Below are 21,810 nucleotides of genomic sequence, written 5' to 3'. Positions count from 1 at the left end.
TCCGCCTTTTTCTATGTATATGATGCGTTTTCCTCATCTCATCGTTCCAAGCGAATACGGGTCACAATCCCGTCTGGGTCTACAAGATCCAACTCACTCGAATTTAGCCATTTGATCGGTGCTTCTAGCTCTCGTGCTTGCTGAACGATGTCTAGGAGCTCTTCCTTGCTTTCGACCTCAAGGACATAGTAGGCCAAGCCTGGCAAGCCTTGCTCACGCGGAGCTAGCCCTTTTCCAGCCCATTCGTTGACAGCCAGGTGGTGATGGTACTGACCAGCCGCTATCCAACTAGCACTAGGAATGCTAAATTTATCCTCTAGCCCTAACACCTTTTGATAGAACTGACTTGCTGCGTGACTATCCTTCACCGATAGATGGATATGCCCCATTCTCGTCCCTTCAGCTAGGATAAAGGGATCCACCTTTTCTCCTAACTCATAGATGTCCTGTGCCGCAAGGGCTTCGGTCACACCGATAATGCGGCCGTCTTCTCGAATATCCCATGACGAAACTGGCTTATCACGGTAAAGTTCAATGCCATTTCCTTCCAAATCCTCTAGATAAATAGCCTCACTGTATCCATGATCTGCACCCCCGACCAGAGGAATCCGCAAATCACTTAGGTGTTTCAAGACATCTGCCAAGGCTTTTCGTGTCGGCAACAAAATCGCCAGATGGTAGAGCCCATAATGCTCCCTTACTTCGCCAGCCTTTTCTGCCTGAATCAAGTGAACCAAGGCTTTTCGATCAAGTCCCAAAATCGCTTCTGTCTCTGTTTGGGATAAAATCTCCAAGCCAATAATCTGGTGATAAAAAGCCGTTTGATTCGTCAAATCCTTGACATTTAAAACCGCCTCTGCTAGGTAAATGTGGCTTTGGTATGCATAAGTCATAAGGTGTCTCCTTTTTGTTGTAACTTTATCGATTACATCAATTATACACTATTGAAATAAAATGTCAACGAAGACAACTCAAAAGAGCTGGAAACCAGCTCTTCTTTTTATTTAACAACAAGCTCGTAGCGAGTTTTGCTGGTGAAGGTTTGACCTGCTTTGAGAATGACTTGGTCTTTAAAGTCACTGTGAATGGCATCTGGTAAAGCCTGCGCTTCAAGAGCAATTCCATTGTGCTGAACCATTGGCTGACCAGCTATGATGGCACTCTCATCCACAAAGTTTGCTGTGTAGACCACAAAGCAAGGGGCCTCTGTCTTGAAAAGTAGGAAACGACCTGAGTTTTGGTCATAAAGGAAACCAGCATTGTCATGACCTGCAGGAAGAGCAAATGGGTGATCCAAACCAGATACCAACTGGATTTGCTCATCGTCCTCTGAAAAGATATCCTTGAGCAAAGCACCATTGTAGATGTGTTTCACCACATCGCGATCAGCATCTGAAGTTTTTGCTGGCACACCGTCGGGAGCGATTGGGTAAATGCCCTCCGTATTTAGCTGGAAGACATGACGGTCAACTGTCTGCGTAAAATCACCAGACAAGTTGAAGTAGCTGTGATTAGTTGGATTGACCAGCGTATCCTGATCTGTCGTCACCTTATAGCTGACTTCGTAAGCACCAGTTTCTTCCAAGTGGTAGCTAATCCAAATCTTGAGATTACCAGGAAATCCTCCTGTCCCATCTGTACGCTCGGTGTAGAGAGTCAAGCCATGGTCACTCACTTCGACCAATTCAAACAAGCTCGAATCCCAACCTGTTGAACCACTGTGGTTACAGTTGCTAGCATTGTTGACTTCAAGGTCATAGGTCTTGCCATTGAGCTCAAAGGTCGCACCTGCAATACGGCCCGCTACAGGACCTACACTTGCTCCATGCTTGGGACTATTGCCTACATAGCTATCAAAATCATCAAAGCCCAAAATCACATTGGCAAAATTCCCAGCCTTGTCAGGCGTGACATAGCGCAAGATGGTCGCACCATAGCTCATGATTTCTAGTTGGTAGCCACTGTCAGTCTCAAAGCGATAGGCCAAGACATCCTTGCCCTCATGATTTCCAAATACACGCTCTGTGTATGCTTTCATTCTTCTCTCCTTTGATCCATTTCTCTTAAGTAAACAAACCATAGAGAGTGTCTCACCATCTATGGTTGTAGTTTCTATTTTCAGAATCCTTTGTCAGAAAACCTTAAGTAGCTTCTTAACAAAAAAGGATTCTTCTATATTTGTTTTATGCTTCCACACGTTCAGTCCATGAAGTCGCTGTGGTTTGGAGAACTTTGTTGAGTTCATCAATGTTCTCAAATCCAGTTGTGCGTAACCATTCACGAGCTGCTGCTTCACCATCTTTGATGTAGGCTTCAACTGATCCTGCCCAGGTTGCACGGCCGCAAAGAACACCGTTAAAGTTTGCACCTGATTCGTGGGCAAAGACAAGTGTTTCTTGGAAGAGTTTCGCTGATACACCCGCACTCAAGTAGATATATGGCAAGTTAGTCGCTTCATCTTGCGCTTTGAAGAAGGCTGCTGCTTCTTCACGAGTATGCACGATTTCACCTTCGCCAAAGCCTTCAACATATTTAACATTGACTGGAACTTCCACTTTCAAGACATCGATGTTGAAGCGTGGGTCTGAGAAGACCTTCATAGCACCGATAACCTTGTGAGGTTTCACTTTAGCGTATTCTGCAGAACCTGCGTCAGCAATCTTTTCATCGTAAGCCAAGATTTCAAGGAAGAATGGAATGTCTTCTGCCACACACTCTGAACCGATGCGTTCGATGTAAGCTTGTTTTTGTTGGTTGAGTTCGTCAGAGCTATCTACGTCATAGTAAAGCAAGAATTTGACTGCATCCGCACCTTGTTCTTTAATGCGTTTGGCAGACCAAACATCCAAGCAGTCAGGCAAGCGTTTGGTGCTTGTTGTGTCATAACCTGTTTTCTCATAAGCAAGGAGAAGGCCGGCATTGGCATCAAGCGCTTTTGTAGCTGGAAGTCCATACTCAGGGTCAAGAAGCATAGAGGATGCGTATTTTGTCAATTCATCTGCAACCAATACTTTAAGTTCTTCCATTTGAGCGACTGTTGGCTCTTCCGTTTGGTATTGAGCCATGAGGCGTTTCAAAGCACCACGTTGGTCAAAGGCAAGGGCTGAGATAATACCGTTCTCGTCAGAGAGTTTTTGCAAGCAAGCTACTTTATTGGGACTTAATTGTAATTTACTCATAGACACTTCCTTATTTTTGATAGTCATGAATGATCACACCTTGTACCACACGATTTACAGTGCCAGTAGGAGATGGTGTATCTGGTTTATTTTCTACCTTGAGTGAAGTCAATAGGGCAAAGAGTTGGGCATAAACGATGTAAGGGAAGACACGGTAAATATCGTTCAAGACACCGCCACAACCAAGGGCTACTTCTTTGACATTTTCGAGACCAAAGGCTTGATCACTCAAAAGCACAACACGACGAGCAATCTGGTCACCAGCCACTTCACGAACCAAGTCCAAATCGTACTTGCGAGTGTAGTCTGTCGTTGTACCAAAGACCAAAACAACGGTATCTTCGTTGATCAATGATTTTGGACCGTGACGGAAGCCGACTGGGCTTTCATACATGGTCGCCACTTGACCAGCTGTTAATTCCAAAATCTTGAGCTGAGCTTCATGAGCAAGTCCAAAGAAAGGACCTGCACCCAGGTAGATAACGCGGTTAAAGTCGAGGTCAACCAGCTCTTTAACATCTTCTGCATTGTCTAGAATTTTGCGGGCAAGGCTAGACACAACTTCAAAACGTTCAGCTTTCACAGCAAATTCTGTAGGATCAAAGACCAAGAGAGCTGTTAGCATCATAGACGTAAAGCTAGAAGTCATGGCAAATCCAGCGTCATTGGAAGCAGCTGGTTGCAAGAGCAAAAGATTGCGGTCATCGCCATGAGCTTGAAGAGCCAATTTACCATCTGCTGCACAAGTAATGGTCACTTGGTAAAGGTCGTCCACCAAGGCTTTCGCCAAATCAACCGTCGCCACACTTTCAGGCGAATTCCCACTACGAGCAAAGGATACAAGGACAGTTGCCACATCTTTTTTCAGATAGGTTTCTGGATTGGCTACGATATCAGTTGTCGCAATGGCATTGAAATTCCATTTGCGTTCGTCATAGACTTCCTTAAAGTAAGGCACCAAGGTATCTCCCACATAAGCAGAAGTACCAGCACCCGTCAAGATGACCTTGATATAGTCATGCTTATCAGCGATTCCTTGTAGAAAGGCTGCAATTTCTTCTCGTTTTGCTTGATAGGCTTCAAAAGCTTCTTTCCATACATCAGGCTGTTGGTAGATTTCACGAGTCGTGATTTCTGCACCCAGTTCAAGTAATTCTTCTTTTGTGTAATTTAGCATAGAGTTCCTCTAATCTATTATTGTTTCATTCCTATTGAAAATATGGGAATGGGAGTGACTCCCATTCCCATGTATATTCTATACAAGCTGTTCTAACGATTTTCACGTTGTCACATCTTATACTCAATGAAAATCAAAGAGCAAACTAGGAAACTAGCCGCAGGTTGCTCAAAGCACTGCTTTGAGGTTGTAGATAAGACTGACGAAGTCAGTAACACATATCTACGGCAAGGCGACGCTGACGTAGTTTGAATTTGATTTTCGAAGAGTATTATTCATCTTCGTCATCATCGAAGCCCGCTAACAGGTCGTTGACTTTCACAATGCTTTCTGCAGCACGGCTCTTGTAGTCCGCATCTGCACCTGTAAGGCTGGCATTGATAAATTCAATCACCATTGGAAGATTCATCCCTGCGTAGAGTTCAATGTCGCGACCTTCCATGATCAAACGGCTTACCACGTTACATGGTGTTCCACCGAGAAGGTCCGCAAAGACTAGGAAATCATCCAATCCTTCGATAGCAGCTTCAAATTTTGCAGTAAATTCTTCTGGACCATCTTCTGGAAGAAGGGCCACTGCATGAATGTTGTCCTGTGGACCCATGATCATTTCTGTGCTACCTTTAAGTTCTTCACAGAAACGACCATGACTCACCAAAATTAATGATTTACTCATAAATTATGCGCCCATTCCAAGCAAGAATTTACCGATGAATGAAAGACCTACTGCAAGAACGATAATGATACCGATCGCTTTAGTAGAGTTCATACCTTTCTTACCAAGCAACCAGAAGATAAAGGCAGTAAAGATTGCTGGAAGCAAACGTGGGAAGATTGAGTTCAAGATGTCTTGGAAGTCAATCATCTTTTCACCGATTGGCAATTTGTAAGAAATCTCAAAGTTGATCATTGTTGCTACAAGAGCACCCATCATGAAGACACCAAGTACAGATGCAGCGTCAATCAAAGCTGTCAAAGTACTTTGCATGTTGTTGATAAGGTTAACCCCTTCTTTGTAGGCAAATTCCAATTGTTTCCAACGGAAGATGTCATAAGCAACTGCAACTGCGATCCAAAGGAAGATACCCCATGGTTGGCCAGCGATAGCCATAGTTGCTGCGATAGATCCCATGATAGCAGGTACAAGTGAACCAAAGATTGTATCTCCAAGAGGAGCAAATGGTCCCATCAAACCTGTCTTGATACCGTTAACGGCATCTTTTGAACCCACACCATCTTTTTCTTCCATGGCAAGGTCAAAACCAGCGATAATTGTGTGGAAGAATGGTGAAGTATTGAAGAATTGAGTATGAACTTTCATCATTTCTTTCAATTCAGGAGTTCCATCCCCATACATTTTACGCAATTGAGGCAAGATCATGTAAAGGTAACCAGAAGCTTGCATACGCTCATAGTTCCAACCTAATTGGAAAGTAAACAAGCTACGTTTGTTGATTTGATTAAAATCTTCTTTTGTAAGTTTGTAATTAGAATTCGTCATCTTCGATTTCCCCACTTTCTGATGGTGTAGAAGGTGCTGCTACAGCTACTTTTTGGCTGTTCTTAAAGTGAACAACTGCAAGGAAGATACCTACGATAGAGATACCGATCATAGACAAACCTTTGAAGTTGTTAGCAAAGCCAATCTTTTCAGCAACATCAGCAGGAAGAGTACCAAGGATACCCGAAACAGCTCCACCAAGACCTGTTACATATGAGTAAAGAACAGTCAACATAGCTGTCAAACCGAATCCCATTGCAAGGTAGTGAAGGTTACGTTTAACTGGAAGGTAACGAAGCAAGATTGCAAATCCGAGACCTGGAAGCATACGTCCTGCAAGTGTCAAACCGTCCGCAACCCATTGGTATTCTTTAACAAGGTTTACAACACCTTGTACGAATTCTCCACCAAAAGCAAGAGCGAAGAATACTGGAAGGGCACGAGAAAGAGCCCATGGAATCGCACCAAGTAGGTAGTTGCGTTCGATACCTTTGTAGTCAAAGCGTTCGATCGCAGCATCAATACGGTGTGCAAAGAAAGTAGTTGTCATACGTCCAAGAACGTCGAAGTATGTCAAAAGTGCTGCTACTGGTACAGCGATTGTTGTAATCGCAAGGTCTGTATCAATACCTTGAGAGATAGAGAATGCTGTTGCAAGAACCGCACCAGAAGTTGCGTCGATACGAGAAGCACCACCGAAGGTACCAACCCCGAGAACGAACAACTGCAAGCTACCACCGATAAACAAACCAGTTGTCACATCTCCCATGATCAAACCAGTAATGAAACCAGCGAATACAGGGGAACCTGCAGATGAAACGATTGTCAACTCATCACAGATTTGATAAGCTGAGTACAAAGTGAGAAGTAAAATTTGCCACGGTTGTATCATAACAATGACCTCCTAAAAATTTTTTCCTATTTTAATAAGCTCAAAAAGTCTGAAACTGGATCATTTGGAACCATTTGAGCAGTGAGTTTCACACCTTTTTCTGCTAGTTTGTGGAAATCTTCCACATCCTTGTCTACCACATTGATAGAACGTGTGATAGAGCGAGTTTCTGGTGTTTGAGACATATTACCGACGTTGAGTGTTTCAAGCGGAACACCTGCTTCGACCAAACCAAGGAAACGGTCTGGTTTACGTGCAACGATAAAGAGACGTTGGCTATCGTATTTACCAGCAAGGATATTTGCTGCTGCTTTCTCAACTGGCAAGATACTGAGTTTCACACCTGGTGGTGTCGCAAGTTTCAAACCACTCTTTTCAATATCGTTGTTAACAACTTCGTCGTCTACAACCATAATGCGTGAAACATTTAGTTTTCCAGCCCAAAGATTGGCTACTTGACCGTGGATCAAACGTCCATCGATACGGCATCCTACAATTGTCATAAGTTTTCCCCCTTTATGTGTTTTAGTGTAGGTTTACGAGTTAAATGAATCTCTTCTTTATATTCGCCCTCAGTTTCAAAGATGATGATGCGGTTAGCACCTTCCTTGAGATAGCTATGAGGGATATAAAGTGAGAGGGTCGGGCCGACGTTCCAGAAACGCCCTAGGTGACGCCCGTTGACAAAGGAAACTCCCTTACCAAACTCAGACAAGTCTAAGTAGGTATCCTTCGGCTCTTCAACGGTGAAGTCGAAAGCGTAAAAGGCTGGTTGTCCTTCTGTCCATCCTTTTGAAAAATCAATTTTCTCAGGATTATCCAGTGGCAGTGGATATTGTTTCCAATTCAGTAAGAAATGTAGATCCTTGCAGACACCTGTTCGAATTCCTTTACGTTGCGTATCTGCCAAGAACTTATGACCGTAGTTGACACGCCCCATATTTTCAATCAAGATGTCAATTTCTGAAAAGCCTTCTCGGTTGCCTTGACAGTAGATATCTTCACCAATCTCTGTCTGGTATTGAGTGGCAATCCATTGACCATCTACATAAAGTTGAGCTCGGTCACGTCCATCAATGATACGGAGGCGTTCCTCTTCTGCATCCCAACTTGCCTCAGTGCGGTAGAGAAGGTAGCCATAACTTTGACCAAGTTCTTCCATCGCTTTTGGATAGAGGCTCTCAGTAGGACTAGAGAGATTATCCAGGGTTTCAAACAAGGAAACTTTCTCGACCAATGGAATGGACCCTATCTCCATGCTTTCCTTATAGAGTGGTTCCAACTGTGGATACTCTGGGAAGTGGGTTGCCATCATCTTCTTGACTGCTAAGTATTTAGCAGTTGGATTTCCTTCTTCATCGAGAAGGGCATCATAGTCGTAAGATGTGACTTGTGGCAAATCCAGAGTCCCTCGAGCCGAGCAACCATTCATGAAACCAAAGTTTGTACCACCATGGAACATGTAAAGGTTGATAGAGCCTTGCTCCAATACCTCTCGAACAGCTTCTGCCAATTCTTTAGGATCCCGTGTGATGATGGGTTCTTTCCAACGGTTGAACCAACCATCCCAGAATTCCATACACATGAGGGGCCATTTCTTGCCATGCTCATCAAAGAATTCCTGCATCTGTGAAAAGTTGTACGGAGCTTTAGAACCGAAGTTTCCTGTCACAAAGAGGTCGTCCTCGATCAAGGTTCCAGCTTTCAGAGTAGCCCTCCATGGGCCATCTGAAGTAAAGAGTGGGCAATCAATCCCTCGGTCTTCCATCAATTTCCGAATCGCTCGTAGATAAGACTTATCTTCTCCATAAGAGCCATATTCATTTTCGACTTGCATCATGAGAATGTTTCCGCCATTATCCAGCAAGCGAGGCACAAGCCTTGGCAATAATTGGTCATAATAGCGAGCAACAGCCTCGATGTAGGCCGGGTCGGACGAGCGAATTCGCACGTCCTTGGTCAAGAGCCAAGCCGGCAAGCCACCAAATTCCCATTCCGCACAGATAAATGGAGACGGGCGTACAATGGCATAGAGACCCAAATCTTGTGCAATTTGAAGAAATCTCTCCAAATTTCTGGCACCTTCAAAATCAAACTCCCCTTCAACAGGTTCGTGTAAATTCCAAGCCACATAGGTCTCGACTGTATTAAAGCCAAGCGCCTTTAAGTTATAGAGAGAATGATACCAATCCTCTGCTGGAATCCTAAAATAATGAATGGCGCCGGACAAAATCTTGAACGGTTTTCCGTCTAAATAGAAATCGTCCTCAATTTTAAATCTGGTCATGTTATTACCTCTGACGAATTAAGTTTGCGCTTTCATTTATTATAATATTAACTATAATCAAATCTTTTGCATTTGTCAATAGGTTTTAGAAAATTATTTAAAATTTTTCTATTTTTTTACTTACCGTTTACCGAAATTATCTAAAAATAGCATGAAAACGATCTTTTTATGTATGATAATTCACAAGAACATCAAATGAATTTTTTTACATGTAAAATAACATTTTTAGTCTATTATTTTAATTTTTTGACCTTAATACTACTCTTTTCTTTATATTTGTGGTAAAATCAAAATTGGAGAAAGAGAATCGAGGTGAAATTTATGGCTATTCCTAAATACCAATATATTAAAGATGAATTAAAAAACAAAATCATCTCTGGTCAATTTGCAAGTGGAGATAAATTTTATACAGAAGCCGAATTGATCGCGATGTACGATGTGAGTTCAATCACAGTTGTCCGTGCCTTGAACGACCTTGCTAAAGACGGCTACATTGTCCGCCAACAAGGTAAAGGTACTTTCGTTTCACGTGCCCGCAAGCACAAACTCGTTGAGTTTTCAGATGTTGAAATCTTTGAAACAAAAGACGATAAAGTTACTGTCCTTTCTATCGAGCGCGGAAACAAACTTGAATATTTAGATAAACTTGGACTACGTGGAGATCAATTCTACTATAAGATTGAACGTATTCGTCAGACAAACGACGTAACATACATCTACCACACATCTTATATTCCTGAGCAATACATCAATGCCAACTATCCAAATCTTGACTATTATAGCTCTATCTATACACGTTTCAAATTGGATTACCGCATTCACATGAGTGATGAACATTTTGAGGAAATCAACGAAATCGCATTCCCAACACCAGAGCATGCTGCTTCTGTACTCGGAATCGATACACAATTCCCAACTGTCTTCCAAACGAAGACTACAAAACTTGAGGCCACTGGCCAAGTCCTTGCCTATAGTGAAACATATAAGCGAGCAGACTACTACAAAATCAAATTCATCTCATGTAACCGAGGTCATTAAGAAAAAGCCTGAGCCTAGCTCAGGCTTTTTCTCTATTCATTATAGCACGAGAAAGAAGTTGTGAAAACGCTATGAAGGGCTCTTATTTAATTAGTAGCATTTTTACTAAAAACAAGTTAAATTTTCGTTTGGTTTTTCCTCTGTTTTATCCCTTATTAGCAAATTTCTCCTAAATCTTATGATTTCCTCTATTTATTATAGTTCTTATATAAACCCACTTGACATTTTACTCCTTAGATAATAAAATAAAATTGGTTTTATGTAAACGCTATCATATATGGTAATAACAAGGAGGTTTTGTCATGAAACTAGAAAAGAAACAGCGCTTCTCCATCCGTAAATACGCGGTTGGGGCGGCTTCTGTACTTATAGGATTTGCTTTTAGCGCCCAAGTCGTATCTGCCGACGGAATTACTCCAGCTCCAACAGCTGAAGAAACTGTCCAAACGATTCAGGAGAGTCCACAAGCAGTCAAAGAAGCTGTAGACTCCAAGGTTCCAGAAAAACTGGAAGAAAAGGCTGACAAACCTGTAAAAGAGGAGGTCAAAGAAGACCAGGAGGTTCCTCGAACAGTTACTCCAAAAACAGAAGAGTCAAGCGCACCAGTTGTGACAGAAAATGCTGCTCCATCTCCTACTGCCGAGAAAGAAAGCCCTGCCCCAGCTGAAACTCCTGCTGAAAGCACTCCTTCAGAAAAGAAAAATGAAGCCGTCACACCTGCAGTAGCCACTCCTAGCACGGAACGAGCAGCTCAGGTAAATGAAAAACTGGCAAAAAGAAAAATGATCTCAATCGACGCTGGACGCAAGTACTTCTCTCCAGACCAACTCAAAGAAATCATCGACAAAGCCAAACACTACGGTTATACTGATCTTCATTTACTAGTTGGAAATGACGGCATGCGTTTTATGTTGGACGACATGACAATCACAGCCAATGGCAAAACCTATGCAAGTGACGATGTCAAACGTGCACTTGAAAACGGAACCGATGCCTACTACAAAGATCCAAACGGCAACCATTTAACAGAGAGTCAGATGACGGACTTGATCAACTACGCTAAAAACAAAGGCATTGGTCTCATCCCAACTGTAAACAGCCCTGGTCACATGGATGCGATTTTGCATGCCATGAAAGAACTAGGCATCCAAAAACCGAACTTCAACTACTTTGGTAAGGAATCCGCTCGTACCGTTGACCTTGATAACAAGGAGGCTGTTGCATTTACCAAAGCTCTGATCGACAAGTATGCTGCTTACTTCGCTGGCAAAACTGACATCTTCAATATCGGACTAGACGAGTACGCCAATGATGCTACAAACGCCAAAGGCTGGAGCGTTCTTCAGGCCTATAAATGGTATCCAGAAGATGGATTCCCGGATAAGGGTTATGATAAATTTATCGCCTACGCCAATGACCTTGCTCGCATCGTCAAATCTCACGGCCTCAAACCAATGGCCTTTAACGATGGTATCTACTACAATAGCGACACTAGCTTTGGAACCTTTGACAAAGACATCATCGTTTCTATGTGGACTGGTGGATGGGGCGGATACGACGTCGCTTCTTCTAAACTTCTAGTTGAAAAAGGCCACCAAATCCTTAATACCAACGATGCTTGGTACTATGTTCTCGGACGAAATGCCGACGGCCAAGGCTGGTACAACCTGGACCAAGGGCTCAATGGAATCAAGAACACTCCAATCACTTCTGTACCAAAATCTGAAGGAGCAGATATTCCGTTCATCGGTGGTATGGTAGCTGCTTGGGCAGATACTCCATCAGCACGCTATTCTCCATCACGCCTCTTCAAACTCATGCGTAGCTTCGCAAATGCCAATGCTGAATACTTTGCTGCCGACTATGAATCTGCTGAGCAAGCTCTGAAAGAAGTCCCGACAGACCTTAACCGCTATACTGCAGAAAGTGTCGCAGCTGTCAAAGAAGCTGAAAAAGCCATTCGCTCACTCGATAGCAACCTCAGCCGTGCCCAACAGGACACCATTGACCAAGCAATCGCGAAACTCCAAGAAGCTGTTAGCAACTTGACCTTCACACCAGAAGCTCAAAAAGAAGAAGACGCGAAACGCGAAGTTGAAAAACTTGCCAAGAACAAGGTGATCTCAATCGATGCTGGACGTAAGTACTTCTCAGCTGAACAACTCAAACGTATCATTGATAAAGCTAGTGAACTTGGATATTCTGATGTGCATCTCCTCCTAGGAAATGATGGACTTCGCTTCCTACTTGATGACATGACTATCACAGCTAACGGCAAAACTTATGCAAGTGACGATGTCAAAAATGCCATCATCGAAGGAACAAAAGCTTACTACGATGATCCAAACGGAACCACTCTTAGTCAGGCTGAAATCACTGAATTGATTGAGTACGCAAAATCAAAAGGGATTGGACTCATCCCAGCGATCAACAGCCCAGGTCACATGGATGCCATGCTTGTCGCTATGGAAAAATTAGGTATCCAAAATCCTCAAGCAAACTTTGACAAGGTCTCTAAAACAACCATGGACCTTGAAAATGAAGAAGCGATGAACTTTACAAAAGCCCTTATCGGCAAGTACATGGACTTCTTTGCAGGCAAGACTAAGATCTTTAACTACGGTACAGACGAATACGCTAATGACGCTACCAACGCTCAAGGTTGGTATTATCTGAAATACTACAATCTCTATGGCAAGTTTGCTGAGTACTCCAACACTCTTGCTGCCATGGCCAAAGAAAGAGGCCTTCAACCGATGGCCTTCAACGATGGTTTCTACTACGAGGACAAGGATGATGTTGAGTTTGACAAGGATGTCATCATCTCTTACTGGTCTAAAGGATGGTGGGGCTATAACCTTGCAACTCCTCAGTATCTGGCAAGCAAAGGCTACAAACTTCTCAATACCAACGGAGACTGGTACTATGTTTTAGGTAATCACAAACCTGACGAAGCCTATCCACTATCAAAAGCACTTGAAAACTCTGGTAAAGTGCCATTTAACCAGCTTGCTTCTACCAAGTATCCAGAGGTTGACCTTCCTACTATTGGTAGTATGCTTGCTATCTGGGCAGACAAACCAAGTGCCGAGTACAAGGAAGAAGAAATCTTTGAACTCATGACTGCCTTCGCAGATCACAACAAAGACTACTTCCGCGCTGACTACAATGCTCTCCGTGAGGAGCTTGCTCAAATTCCTACTAACTTGGAAGGATACAGCAAAGAAAGTCTTGATGCTTTAAATGCAGCTAAAGAGGCTCTCAACTACAACCTCAATCGCAGCAAACAAGCCGAGTTAGACGCTCTCGTAGCCAAGCTCAAAGCAGCCCGCCTAGGCCTCAAACCAGCGGCAACTCACTCAGGAAGCCTCGATGAAAATGAACTAGCTGCCAATGTTGAAACCAAACCGGAACTCATCACAAGAGCAGAAAAGATTCCATTTGAGGTTACCAAAAAAGAAAATCCGAACCTCCCAGCTAAGCAAGAAAAGATTGTCACACCAGGTGTAGATGGTGAACGCACTCATTACATCTCTGTCCTTACTGAAAATGGTAAACAAACAGAAACCGTTCTAGATAGCCAAGTAACCAAAGAACCTGTAACCCAAGTGGTTGAAATCGGTGCCCCTATTACCCACAAAGGGGATGAAAGTGGTCTTGCTCCAGCTGCCGAAGCGAAACCAAGACTAGATATCCAAGAAGAAGAGATTCCGTTCACTACTGTGACACGTGAAAATCCACTCTTGCTCAAAGGGAAGACTCAAGTCGTTACTAAAGGAGCTAACGGTCGTCGCAGTCATTACTATTCTGTGAGCACTAGTGCTGACGGTAAGGAAGTGAAAACTCTTGTAGATAGCCTTGTGACCCAAGAAGCAGTGACCCAAGTTATTGAAGTCGGAACTCTTGTAACCCATGTAGGGGACGAACACGGTCTTGCTCCAACCGCAGAAACAAAACCAAGACTGGACATTCAAGAGGAAGAAATTCCATTCACTACTGTGACACGTGAAAATCCTCAATTACCAAAAGGACAAACGCAAGTTGTTACTAAAGGAGCTAACGGCCACCGTACTGCCTTCTACTCTGTAAGTACTACTGCTGATGGCAAAGAAGAAAGAACTCTTGTCAATAGCGTGGTAACACAGGAAGCCGTCACTCAAATCGTTGAAGTCGGCACTGCCGTTGAGAAAGCTGAGCAAACTGCACCAACTACTGCCAAAGCAGATGAAAAACAACTCCCTGCAACAGGAAGTCAAGACTCTGCAGGCTTGGTCGCAGCAGGCCTCATGGCGACTCTAGCAGCCTACGGACTGACTAAGAGAAAAGAAGACTAAACCTCTTCGATAAGCATACAAAAAAGCGAGATTCAATCTCGCTTTTTGTTATGATTAGTCACCAAGTCCGATACGTTCAAAGATATCCTCTACTCGTTTGGTGTAGTATGCTGGGTTGAAGATTTCATCAATCTCCTCTTGAGTCAGGCGTGATGTCACTTCTGGATCTGCTTCCAGAAGTGGTTTGAAGTCTACTTGGTTGTCCCAAGAGTGTGCTGTCTTAGGTTGAACAAGGTCGTAAGCTTGCTCACGTGTCATACCTTTCTCAATCAAGGTCAACATAGCACGCTGGCTGAAGATGAGACCGAAAGTTGAGTTCATGTTACGGATCATGTTTTCTGGGAAGACCGTCAAGTTCTTGACGATGTTTCCAAAACGGTTGAGCATGTAGTCGATCAAAATGGTCGTGTCCGGTGTGATAATACGCTCTGCTGATGAGTGAGAGATATCACGTTCATGCCAGAGAGCGACGTTCTCATAGGCCGTCACCATGTGACCACGGATGACACGCGCAAGACCTGTCATGTTTTCAGAACCGATAGGATTGCGTTTGTGAGGCATGGCTGAAGACCCTTTTTGACCTTTGGCAAAGAACTCTTCTACTTCGCGTTGCTCAGATTTTTGCAAACCACGAATTTCAGTCGCCATACGCTCGATAGAAGTTGCGATGCTGGCAAGAACTGCGAAGTACTCAGCGTGAAGGTCACGAGGAAGCACCTGTGTAGAGATTTCTTGAGCACGGATACCGAGTTTGTCGCAGACGTATTTTTCAACGAATGGTGGGATGTTGGCAAAGTTACCAACCGCACCAGAAATCTTACCAGCTTCCACACCAGCAGCCGCATGCTCGAAACGCTCGATATTGCGCTTCATTTCGCTGTACCAAGTCGCCAATTTAAGACCAAAAGTTGTCGGCTCAGCGTGCACACCGTGGGTACGCCCCATCATGATGGTGAACTTGTGCTCCTTAGCCTTATCAGCGATGATGTTGGTGAAGTTTTCAAGGTCACGACGGATGATGTCGTTGGCCTGCTTGTAGAGGTATCCGTAGGCCGTATCCACCACGTCAGTAGAAGTCAAACCATAGTGGACCCACTTGCGCTCTTCACCAAGCGTCTCAGAAACCGCACGCGTGAAAGCCACCACATCGTGGCGAGTCTCCTGCTCAATTTCTAAAATACGGTCGATGTCAAAGTCCGCCTTTTCGCGAATCAAAGCCACATCTTCCTTAGGGATTTCCCCCAACTCAGCCCATGCCTCATCAGCCAAGATTTCCACCTCAAGCCAAGCACGGTATTTATTTTCTTCACTCCAAATATTCGCCATCTCAGGGCGAGAGTAACGGTTAATCATGATTATGATATTAAGGGCGTTAAGCGGACACAGTCAAAATAGGAGTTTTGACGAAGAAGCGACTGCTTCTAGGAAAAACTATCTTTTTGACCAAGTCCGTAGCCCGTATTCAGTTTTGGTGAACACGAGTACCCTTGTTCCTTTCTTTTATATTGCTTTTATATTGCTTTTATTTCTAGCTAGTATCTTATTTCTCTCCACTGTTATAATCAAACTTCATTTCGCTTTGGTAAAGAAATGATGTTCAATTTGTGTAATATCAAGGCTAGTTTTGAAGAAATATTGCTGCAATTGTTCTTTTGTTAGACCATCAAAATTTACATTCAATAATTGCTTTAATTGTTCTATTTTATCTTTAAGCTTATTAAGTTTCTCGTTCGAAACAATATACATATTATCTGAAAACTGAACTTCTCTTTCTTTCTCAGACTTTGCATGGAATAAAATCAATTTTTGATTGTACATATTACCATAATTATTGGTGAACCACAATTCTGAATGAAGTAATTGTTCTATATCACCTTTATTAATATTGTTAATTTCTCTATTTTTGCATTCTATAACAAACTGAAAGTCTCTAGAAAGCCACAGATTATCTGGTCCGCCGTCATCTTTTATCTTTTCCGGTCTGGTTGACTGTAAGCCGAGCAATTTCCCCAAATCTTCAATTGCTTTTTCAAAATGTTCTGAAGATGTCTCATTACCATAACGTAATCTGCTTATAATACCATTTATAAATTTACTAAGTGAATATTTATCACTATGATCTGTAATAAATTTAAAAGATGCTTCTATTATATCCGGCGCTTTTAGCACTTTTTGATATCCTAAAGTTTCCGGTTTAAAAGCATAATCCCATTTCTCAAATGCTAGATTTTGTAAATTTTGAGAGTTTCTAATATCACCACTATAAAACCTAACTTCTGCTTCCTCTTGATAAATCCTACCTAGCTCATTCCCAGACTTATCAGCTCGCAAAGTTTCCAACTTAGATATGGAATTAGCATAATCATGTCTTACATACTGCTTATAGGAATCATACTCGTTTTCAATATCAGAGATATCTGTATGAGCTAACTCCGACACATTTACTTCAGATAATTTATCTTTAGCATACTTTATCCAGTTTTGATTTCTACCCAAACAGTAATTGATTGACTTCGTAATTTCTTCCAGTGCAGCATTAACATCTGACATTACAACTCCAGAAACTAGTTCATTACTAATAGAAAGTTGGGCTTGTGTTGCTAAAGAAAAATACTTCATATTAGACTTCAGGCTAATAAAATCAATGAGCTTATCTCCAAGCAACAAAACAACACTATAATCACTATTTGACCGTACGGTTCTCCCTAGACCTTGTTCAATTTTTTGAACGATTTTTAATTTCCAGTTATCGTCCTGAGAGGTGATTGAAATAGCCTTATCTTTATTTGTAGAAAACTCAGGTAAACCATCCAAAATAAGGATATGTGATTGTTCTCCTGGAAAGTCTATTCCCTCATATCTATTTACCAATACTACTTGTTCCTTGTTCCCAGACTCTATACCACCAAGAATAACTTCATAATTTGAATTATCAATTATCTTCGCGCCTAGCTCCTCCCATTCTTGTGTTACCGATGAATTTCGAGAAGGTACTATAACAACGAGTCCTATATTTTGTTTTTTACACTCAGTAATCATCCAACTCCTCATAAGACTATCAGTTATATCTTTATGGTACTTAGTAGGTGCTAATATCATTCTCTCGCCAACATCAACAACATAGCTACTTGTCACAATAGGATTTTCAATTGCACTTTTTTCAATTCCTAGTTCTTCCCTCAAATCCTTTTCATTTATAGTAGCAGATAGAATATATCGATGTTTAGCATTGTTAAATGACGGTATTTGTTCGATAGGATTATATTTAGGTGTAATCTCAATTTGTGTTCCTGAAATATAACAACGAGAAAAATCTAATAAATTTTGTATCATACGATACTCAAAATCTGCATCCCCTTGTGAGAAATGAGTGTTTAGAATCTCTTTCACATCTCTAATTTTCGATAACCATTCCCAATATGGAACTTGAATACTCACGCTGGCGTCAGATCTCTGAATTGAATTGTATTTTCCATAACTTTGCCTTTCAATTTCTGCTTTGAATAATTCAAAAATTCCATTAAAGGCTGGAGCATCATTTTTTATTATGATTGTTGAACTATTTCTAGCATAATCGACACAAGAGTGTGCATCATCTATCAGAATACTACCTAATTTTAATATACTAGCTGTATTAGTAAAATCTTTAACTCCAAAAATGGACTTCCCGTTAAAAAGTTTAGAAAAAGTCGTCACTAATACTTTTTCAGCATTTTTAAACTCTATCGGAATACGATTATCATCACCTATTTCACAAACTTCTATTCCGTAATGGCTTGCTTGTTTGACAGTCTGTTCTACAAGTTGCTTTGTTGGGCATAAATATATTGCTGGCTCTTTCTCCTCAACCAATTTAGATTGAAGCATCAGCAAACCAACTAGCGTTTTACCGGCTCCTGTATGCATTACACCAACTATATCACGTTCAGTTCGCCGTTCATTCCATTCTTTTAAGAAATCTGCTTGGTTTGTTCGAAGATATCCAAAACCATCCTTTTTATCCAAATAATTAAATATTTGAATTGGATCACTACTAACGACTGTATCTGTATTTGTTCTATTAAAAATTAAATCATCAATGCCCATTATTACTTTCCTCTTACCTAAGAAAAATTAAAACTCCTCAACCTCATCCGGCGCATCACTAAACACAGTCACATGTCCCATCTTGCGGTTGTGCTTCGCTTCTATTTTACCATACAGGTGGAGGTGGGCGCTTGGATTTTCTGTGACATATTTTTCAGCAGCCTCAACATGCTGGCCGAGAACATTGAGCATAATAGCTGGTGCATGTAGCTTGATGGCTGGTAATGGTGCTCCGAGAACGCCCAAGATATGGGTATCAAACTGGGAGAAGTCGCAGGCTTCAATAGAGTAGTGGCCTGAGTTGTGCGGACGTGGCGCAATTTCGTTGACGATGATGTCATCAGCTGTCGCAAACATTTCCACGCAAAGGGTGCCAGATAAGTTGAGTTGCTCGGCGATTCTCACGGCCATAGCTTTGGCCTTATCTGCTAGACTTTCTGAAATGCGAGCTGGGACAATGGTCTTAGACAGGATATTGTTGCGGTGGATATTTTCCTGAACTGGGAATACTGTCACGTCCTTGCCATTCCCTGATACGATGACTGAAATCTCAAGGTCAAAGTTGACAAATTCTTCCAAGACACAGTCTGCAGAATCAGCCAGCGCATAGGCTTCTTCCAAATCTTCTGTCGAGCGAATAACCTTTTGTCCATGCCCGTCGTAGCCACCAGTCGCCGTCTTGAGGACATAATTTTTAGAAAGGTCAATCTCCGCCAAATCTTGACTTGAAGTCACAACCTTGTAGGGTGCCACAGTGACTTGAGCCTTGTTTGCGAGAAAATCCTTTTCAAAAATCCGATTTTGAGAAATGCGGAGCAGGTCCGTCCCTTGAGGGAGCTGCCCATCCTTGATAACAGCGTCCAAACCGTCAGCGTCGACATTTTCAAATTCATAAGTGAGGACATCGCAACGCTCCGCCAACTGACGGAGGGCATCCACATCGTTATAAGGAGCCACGATGATTTTCGCTACACGAGAAGCCGGACAATCCGCCGCAGGATCCAGCGTGATAACCTTGTGCCCCATGTAGATAGCAGAAATGGCCATCATCTGACCCAGCTGACCGCCACCGATAATTCCGATTGTTTTAGATGAGCTCATTGGTAGACTCCTCTGCGATTTTTCCTTGCTCTTCTGCGAAATCTGCCAATGCTGTCGCAATAGCCTGGTCCTCTACTGACAGGAGACGGAGGGCAAAGAGGGCCGCATTTGTCGCTCCTGCTTCACCGATAGCCATCGTCGCAACAGGCACACCACCTGGCATCTGTACGATAGAGTAGAGTGAGTCCACTCCACTAAGAGCGCGCGATTTGACAGGTACACCGATGACAGGAAGGGTTGTTTTGGCTGCGACCATTCCTGGCAAATGGGCTGCGCCACCTGCACCTGCGATAATGACCTTGATACCGCGACTACGAGCTTCCTCCGCATGTCTGAACATGAGGTCTGGTGTGCGGTGGGCAGAAACAACTTTCTTTTCGTAAGCTACACCGAAGCGGTCTAGGACTTCGGCTGTTTGTTGCATGGTAGCCCAGTCGGATTTTGAGCCCATGATAATGGAAATTACTGGTTTCATTTATTCTCCTTTTTCTTCCTTTCAACAATCACCTTAGGTTGTGAGGAACGGCAGCAGCCACCAAAGGTGTCTCATGCCTAAATCGGAAGCTCAAGGTCTTCCAATTTCCCTGAACGATTGGATTATCATTCAATCGTTCATTCACAACGGCGGTGATTGTTCTATATTAGCTCGCTAACGCTCGCAAACCATACGATCATTAGCGTATTTGGCGACTTCGTCGCGTTATTCTTATATCTTTACTTAATTGCCTTGCTTCCGATATCTGTTCGGTAAAAGAGGCCTTCTGTTTTTTGCTGGGAGAGTTCTTGGTAGATGGTATCTTGGGCTTCTTGAACGGCATCGGCTGTGGTAACTAGCATATAGACACGTCCGCCATTTGATAGCAATGCTCTGCTATTTTCCGCAAACTTAGCTCCAGCATAGTAGGTGATAATGTCGCCTTCGGTCTTGGATGGAAGCTTAACACCTTTTTCATAGTCTAGCGGGTAGCCCTGGGATGCGACAACCACACCCAGAGTCACACCCTTGTCCGTCCACGTGATGTTCGGATCCTTGCCATCAAGAATATCCGTGATATTTTGCGCAAAGTCAGATGTCAAACGAGGCAAGATAATCTGTGTTTCGGGATCACCAAAACGAGCGTTGAACTCTATAACCTTCGGACCGTCAGCAGTCAAAATAAGCCCCGCGTAGAGGACACCAAGGTACGGACGACCTTCTTTAATCATCCCTTCAAGAACTGGCTTGACAATAGTCTCCACTGCCGTATCAACTACACTCTGTGGTAAGTGGGGAACTGGTGCATAGGCACCCATCCCACCAGTGTTAGGCCCCTTGTCGCCATCATAGGCACGTTTGTGGTCCTGAGCTGTTGGCATGGTGTAGAACTTGTCACCATTGACAAAGGCAAAAAGTGAAAATTCCTCTCCTTCAAGGAATTCCTCGATAACCACACGCGCACCTGAGTCACCGAATTTATTGTCCAAAAGCATCTCATGAGCAGCTTCGACTGCTTGCTCAACCGTCTCCGCAACAACGACACCCTTCCCAAGCGCCAAGCCATCCGCCTTGACCACGATTGGGGCACCTTTCTCCTCGATATAGGCCTTGGCCTCCTCGAAATCTGAAAATGTGCCGTAGGCTGCTGTCGGAACGCCGTATTTGACCATGATTTCCTTGGCAAAATCCTTGGACCACTCCAGCTCCGCTGCAGCTCTAGTCGGACCAAAGGCCTTGAGGCCTGCTGCATTGAAATCATCCACGATCCCAGCCGCAAGGGCATCATCTGGACCGATAAAGGTCCAAGCAATATCGTTCGCTTTTGCGAAGTCAATCAGCTTAGAATGTTCGGAAATAGAGATATTTACCAATTCCAGACCATCCAGAGTCATTCCGTCATTCCCAGGAGCCACAAAGACTTTTTCAACGTCTTTTGATTCAAGCAACTTCTTAGCAATCGCATGTTCACGACCACCAGAACCGACAACTAACAGTTTCATCTCTCAACCTCTTTTGCGAATTATTTACTAATATTATACCATAAACGTTCGTTTTAATCTAATTATATCTACAAGTAGAAAACTACAACATAGAGTAAACTTACTGAAGCTAGTTCATTTTTTAAATCTTTAAACACCTAATGAGGCTGGGACAAAAAAATTTTGACTTTAGGGATTCTATACGATAAATTCTTAGACTTGGTAAATGAAATAAAAAAGCGAACAAGAAAAAATTCTG

17 protein-coding genes are annotated in these 21,810 nt (G+C 42.8%); 2 read left to right on the top strand and 15 right to left on the bottom strand.

The genetic code is table 11. The features are described 5' to 3' along the window. Nucleotides 1-38: 38 nt before the first annotated feature. The 9 genes from DG474_RS00340 to DG474_RS00300 form a co-directional block, all read right to left on the bottom strand. Nucleotides 39-893, bottom strand: a complete 855-nt coding sequence (locus tag DG474_RS00340; RefSeq protein ID WP_049479893.1) for a VOC family protein — start codon at nucleotides 891-893, stop codon at nucleotides 39-41. Nucleotides 894-1,000: 107 nt separating this feature from the next. Continuing rightward, nucleotides 1,001-2,038: an aldose epimerase family protein gene (locus DG474_RS00335; RefSeq protein WP_255778267.1), complete on the bottom strand. Its 1,038-nt coding sequence runs from the start codon at nucleotides 2,036-2,038 to the stop codon at nucleotides 1,001-1,003. Nucleotides 2,039-2,183: 145 nt separating this feature from the next. Continuing rightward, nucleotides 2,184-3,179, bottom strand: coding sequence for a tagatose-bisphosphate aldolase (gene lacD / locus DG474_RS00330; protein ID WP_255778266.1), 996 nt, complete (start codon nucleotides 3,177-3,179; stop codon nucleotides 2,184-2,186). A gap of 10 nt (nucleotides 3,180-3,189) precedes the next feature. Next, nucleotides 3,190-4,356 carry an SIS domain-containing protein gene (locus tag DG474_RS00325; RefSeq protein WP_255778265.1) on the bottom strand — a complete coding sequence of 389 codons (1,167 nt, stop codon included), beginning with the start codon at nucleotides 4,354-4,356 and terminating at the stop codon, nucleotides 3,190-3,192. Nucleotides 4,357-4,627: 271 nt separating this feature from the next. Next, complete coding sequence (locus DG474_RS00320; RefSeq protein WP_000045700.1) at nucleotides 4,628-5,032, bottom strand: PTS sugar transporter subunit IIA; 405 nt, start codon at nucleotides 5,030-5,032, stop codon at nucleotides 4,628-4,630. Nucleotides 5,033-5,035: 3 nt separating this feature from the next. Continuing rightward, nucleotides 5,036-5,857: a PTS system mannose/fructose/sorbose family transporter subunit IID gene (locus tag DG474_RS00315; RefSeq protein ID WP_000185287.1), complete on the bottom strand. Its 822-nt coding sequence runs from the start codon at nucleotides 5,855-5,857 to the stop codon at nucleotides 5,036-5,038. Further along, nucleotides 5,844-6,749: a PTS mannose/fructose/sorbose/N-acetylgalactosamine transporter subunit IIC gene (locus tag DG474_RS00310; protein ID WP_255778264.1), complete on the bottom strand. Its 906-nt coding sequence runs from the start codon at nucleotides 6,747-6,749 to the stop codon at nucleotides 5,844-5,846. Before DG474_RS00310 ends, DG474_RS00315 begins: the two co-directional genes overlap by 14 nt. 26 nt (nucleotides 6,750-6,775) lie before the next feature. Beyond that, a complete protein-coding gene (locus DG474_RS00305; protein ID WP_000156968.1) occupies nucleotides 6,776-7,252 on the bottom strand; it encodes a PTS sugar transporter subunit IIB in 477 nt (158 codons plus the stop codon). Beyond that, a complete protein-coding gene (locus DG474_RS00300; RefSeq protein ID WP_255778263.1) occupies nucleotides 7,249-9,036 on the bottom strand; it encodes a glycoside hydrolase family 35 protein in 1,788 nt (595 codons plus the stop codon). The genes DG474_RS00305 and DG474_RS00300 overlap by 4 nt, the downstream gene beginning before the upstream one ends. A gap of 321 nt (nucleotides 9,037-9,357) precedes the next feature. Between DG474_RS00300 and DG474_RS00295 the strand changes: the two genes are divergently transcribed. Both DG474_RS00295 and strH read left to right on the top strand, forming a co-directional pair. Continuing rightward, nucleotides 9,358-10,074, top strand: coding sequence for a GntR family transcriptional regulator (locus tag DG474_RS00295; RefSeq protein ID WP_001007181.1), 717 nt, complete (start codon nucleotides 9,358-9,360; stop codon nucleotides 10,072-10,074). Nucleotides 10,075-10,376: 302 nt separating this feature from the next. Next, nucleotides 10,377-14,408 carry an LPXTG-anchored beta-N-acetylhexosaminidase StrH gene (gene strH / locus DG474_RS00290; RefSeq protein ID WP_255778262.1) on the top strand — a complete coding sequence of 1,344 codons (4,032 nt, stop codon included), beginning with the start codon at nucleotides 10,377-10,379 and terminating at the stop codon, nucleotides 14,406-14,408. A 54-nt stretch (nucleotides 14,409-14,462) separates the two neighbouring features. Here strH and purB read toward each other — a convergent pair whose 3' ends face one another. The 6 genes from purB to purD all read right to left on the bottom strand — a co-directional run bounded on the left by purB (nucleotide 14,463) and on the right by purD (nucleotide 21,572). Continuing rightward, nucleotides 14,463-15,761 (bottom strand): adenylosuccinate lyase, encoded by a 1,299-nt coding sequence (purB, locus tag DG474_RS00285; RefSeq protein ID WP_096408786.1) that lies wholly within the window; start codon nucleotides 15,759-15,761, stop codon nucleotides 14,463-14,465. A gap of 216 nt (nucleotides 15,762-15,977) precedes the next feature. Continuing rightward, nucleotides 15,978-18,494: a DEAD/DEAH box helicase gene (locus DG474_RS00280; protein ID WP_255778261.1), complete on the bottom strand. Its 2,517-nt coding sequence runs from the start codon at nucleotides 18,492-18,494 to the stop codon at nucleotides 15,978-15,980. A gap of 27 nt (nucleotides 18,495-18,521) precedes the next feature. Next, a complete protein-coding gene (purK, locus tag DG474_RS00275; protein WP_255778259.1) occupies nucleotides 18,522-19,595 on the bottom strand; it encodes a 5-(carboxyamino)imidazole ribonucleotide synthase in 1,074 nt (357 codons plus the stop codon). Beyond that, complete coding sequence (gene purE, locus DG474_RS00270; RefSeq protein WP_255778257.1) at nucleotides 19,582-20,070, bottom strand: 5-(carboxyamino)imidazole ribonucleotide mutase; 489 nt, start codon at nucleotides 20,068-20,070, stop codon at nucleotides 19,582-19,584. Before purE ends, purK begins: the two co-directional genes overlap by 14 nt. A gap of 28 nt (nucleotides 20,071-20,098) precedes the next feature. Further along, complete coding sequence (locus DG474_RS00265) at nucleotides 20,099-20,215, bottom strand: phosphoribosylaminoimidazole carboxylase (RefSeq protein ID WP_255778254.1); 117 nt, start codon at nucleotides 20,213-20,215, stop codon at nucleotides 20,099-20,101. A gap of 94 nt (nucleotides 20,216-20,309) precedes the next feature. Beyond that, nucleotides 20,310-21,572, bottom strand: coding sequence for a phosphoribosylamine--glycine ligase (gene purD / locus DG474_RS00260; protein ID WP_255778253.1), 1,263 nt, complete (start codon nucleotides 21,570-21,572; stop codon nucleotides 20,310-20,312). Between the last annotated feature and the right edge of the window lie 238 nt (nucleotides 21,573-21,810).

The organism is Streptococcus oralis, assembly GCF_024399415.1.
Classification (GTDB): Bacteria; Bacillota; Bacilli; order Lactobacillales; family Streptococcaceae; genus Streptococcus; species Streptococcus oralis_CS.
This window is presented reverse-complemented; position numbering and strand designations above follow the sequence as displayed.

Coding starts and splice junctions, on each gene's coding strand:
- DG474_RS00340 (WP_049479893.1), bottom strand. CDS start 893: ATGACTTATGCATACCAAAGCCACATTTACCTAGCAGAGGCGGTTTTA.
- DG474_RS00335 (WP_255778267.1), bottom strand. CDS start 2,038: ATGAAAGCATACACAGAGCGTGTATTTGGAAATCATGAGGGCAAGGAT.
- lacD (WP_255778266.1), bottom strand. CDS start 3,179: ATGAGTAAATTACAATTAAGTCCCAATAAAGTAGCTTGCTTGCAAAAA.
- DG474_RS00325 (WP_255778265.1), bottom strand. CDS start 4,356: ATGCTAAATTACACAAAAGAAGAATTACTTGAACTGGGTGCAGAAATC.
- DG474_RS00320 (WP_000045700.1), bottom strand. CDS start 5,032: ATGAGTAAATCATTAATTTTGGTGAGTCATGGTCGTTTCTGTGAAGAA.
- DG474_RS00315 (WP_000185287.1), bottom strand. CDS start 5,857: ATGACGAATTCTAATTACAAACTTACAAAAGAAGATTTTAATCAAATC.
- DG474_RS00310 (WP_255778264.1), bottom strand. CDS start 6,749: ATGATACAACCGTGGCAAATTTTACTTCTCACTTTGTACTCAGCTTAT.
- DG474_RS00305 (WP_000156968.1), bottom strand. CDS start 7,252: ATGACAATTGTAGGATGCCGTATCGATGGACGTTTGATCCACGGTCAA.
- DG474_RS00300 (WP_255778263.1), bottom strand. CDS start 9,036: ATGACCAGATTTAAAATTGAGGACGATTTCTATTTAGACGGAAAACCG.
- DG474_RS00295 (WP_001007181.1), top strand. CDS start 9,358: ATGGCTATTCCTAAATACCAATATATTAAAGATGAATTAAAAAACAAA.
- strH (WP_255778262.1), top strand. CDS start 10,377: ATGAAACTAGAAAAGAAACAGCGCTTCTCCATCCGTAAATACGCGGTT.
- purB (WP_096408786.1), bottom strand. CDS start 15,761: ATGATTAACCGTTACTCTCGCCCTGAGATGGCGAATATTTGGAGTGAA.
- DG474_RS00280 (WP_255778261.1), bottom strand. CDS start 18,494: ATGGGCATTGATGATTTAATTTTTAATAGAACAAATACAGATACAGTC.
- purK (WP_255778259.1), bottom strand. CDS start 19,595: ATGAGCTCATCTAAAACAATCGGAATTATCGGTGGCGGTCAGCTGGGT.
- purE (WP_255778257.1), bottom strand. CDS start 20,070: ATGAAACCAGTAATTTCCATTATCATGGGCTCAAAATCCGACTGGGCT.
- purD (WP_255778253.1), bottom strand. CDS start 21,572: ATGAAACTGTTAGTTGTCGGTTCTGGTGGTCGTGAACATGCGATTGCT.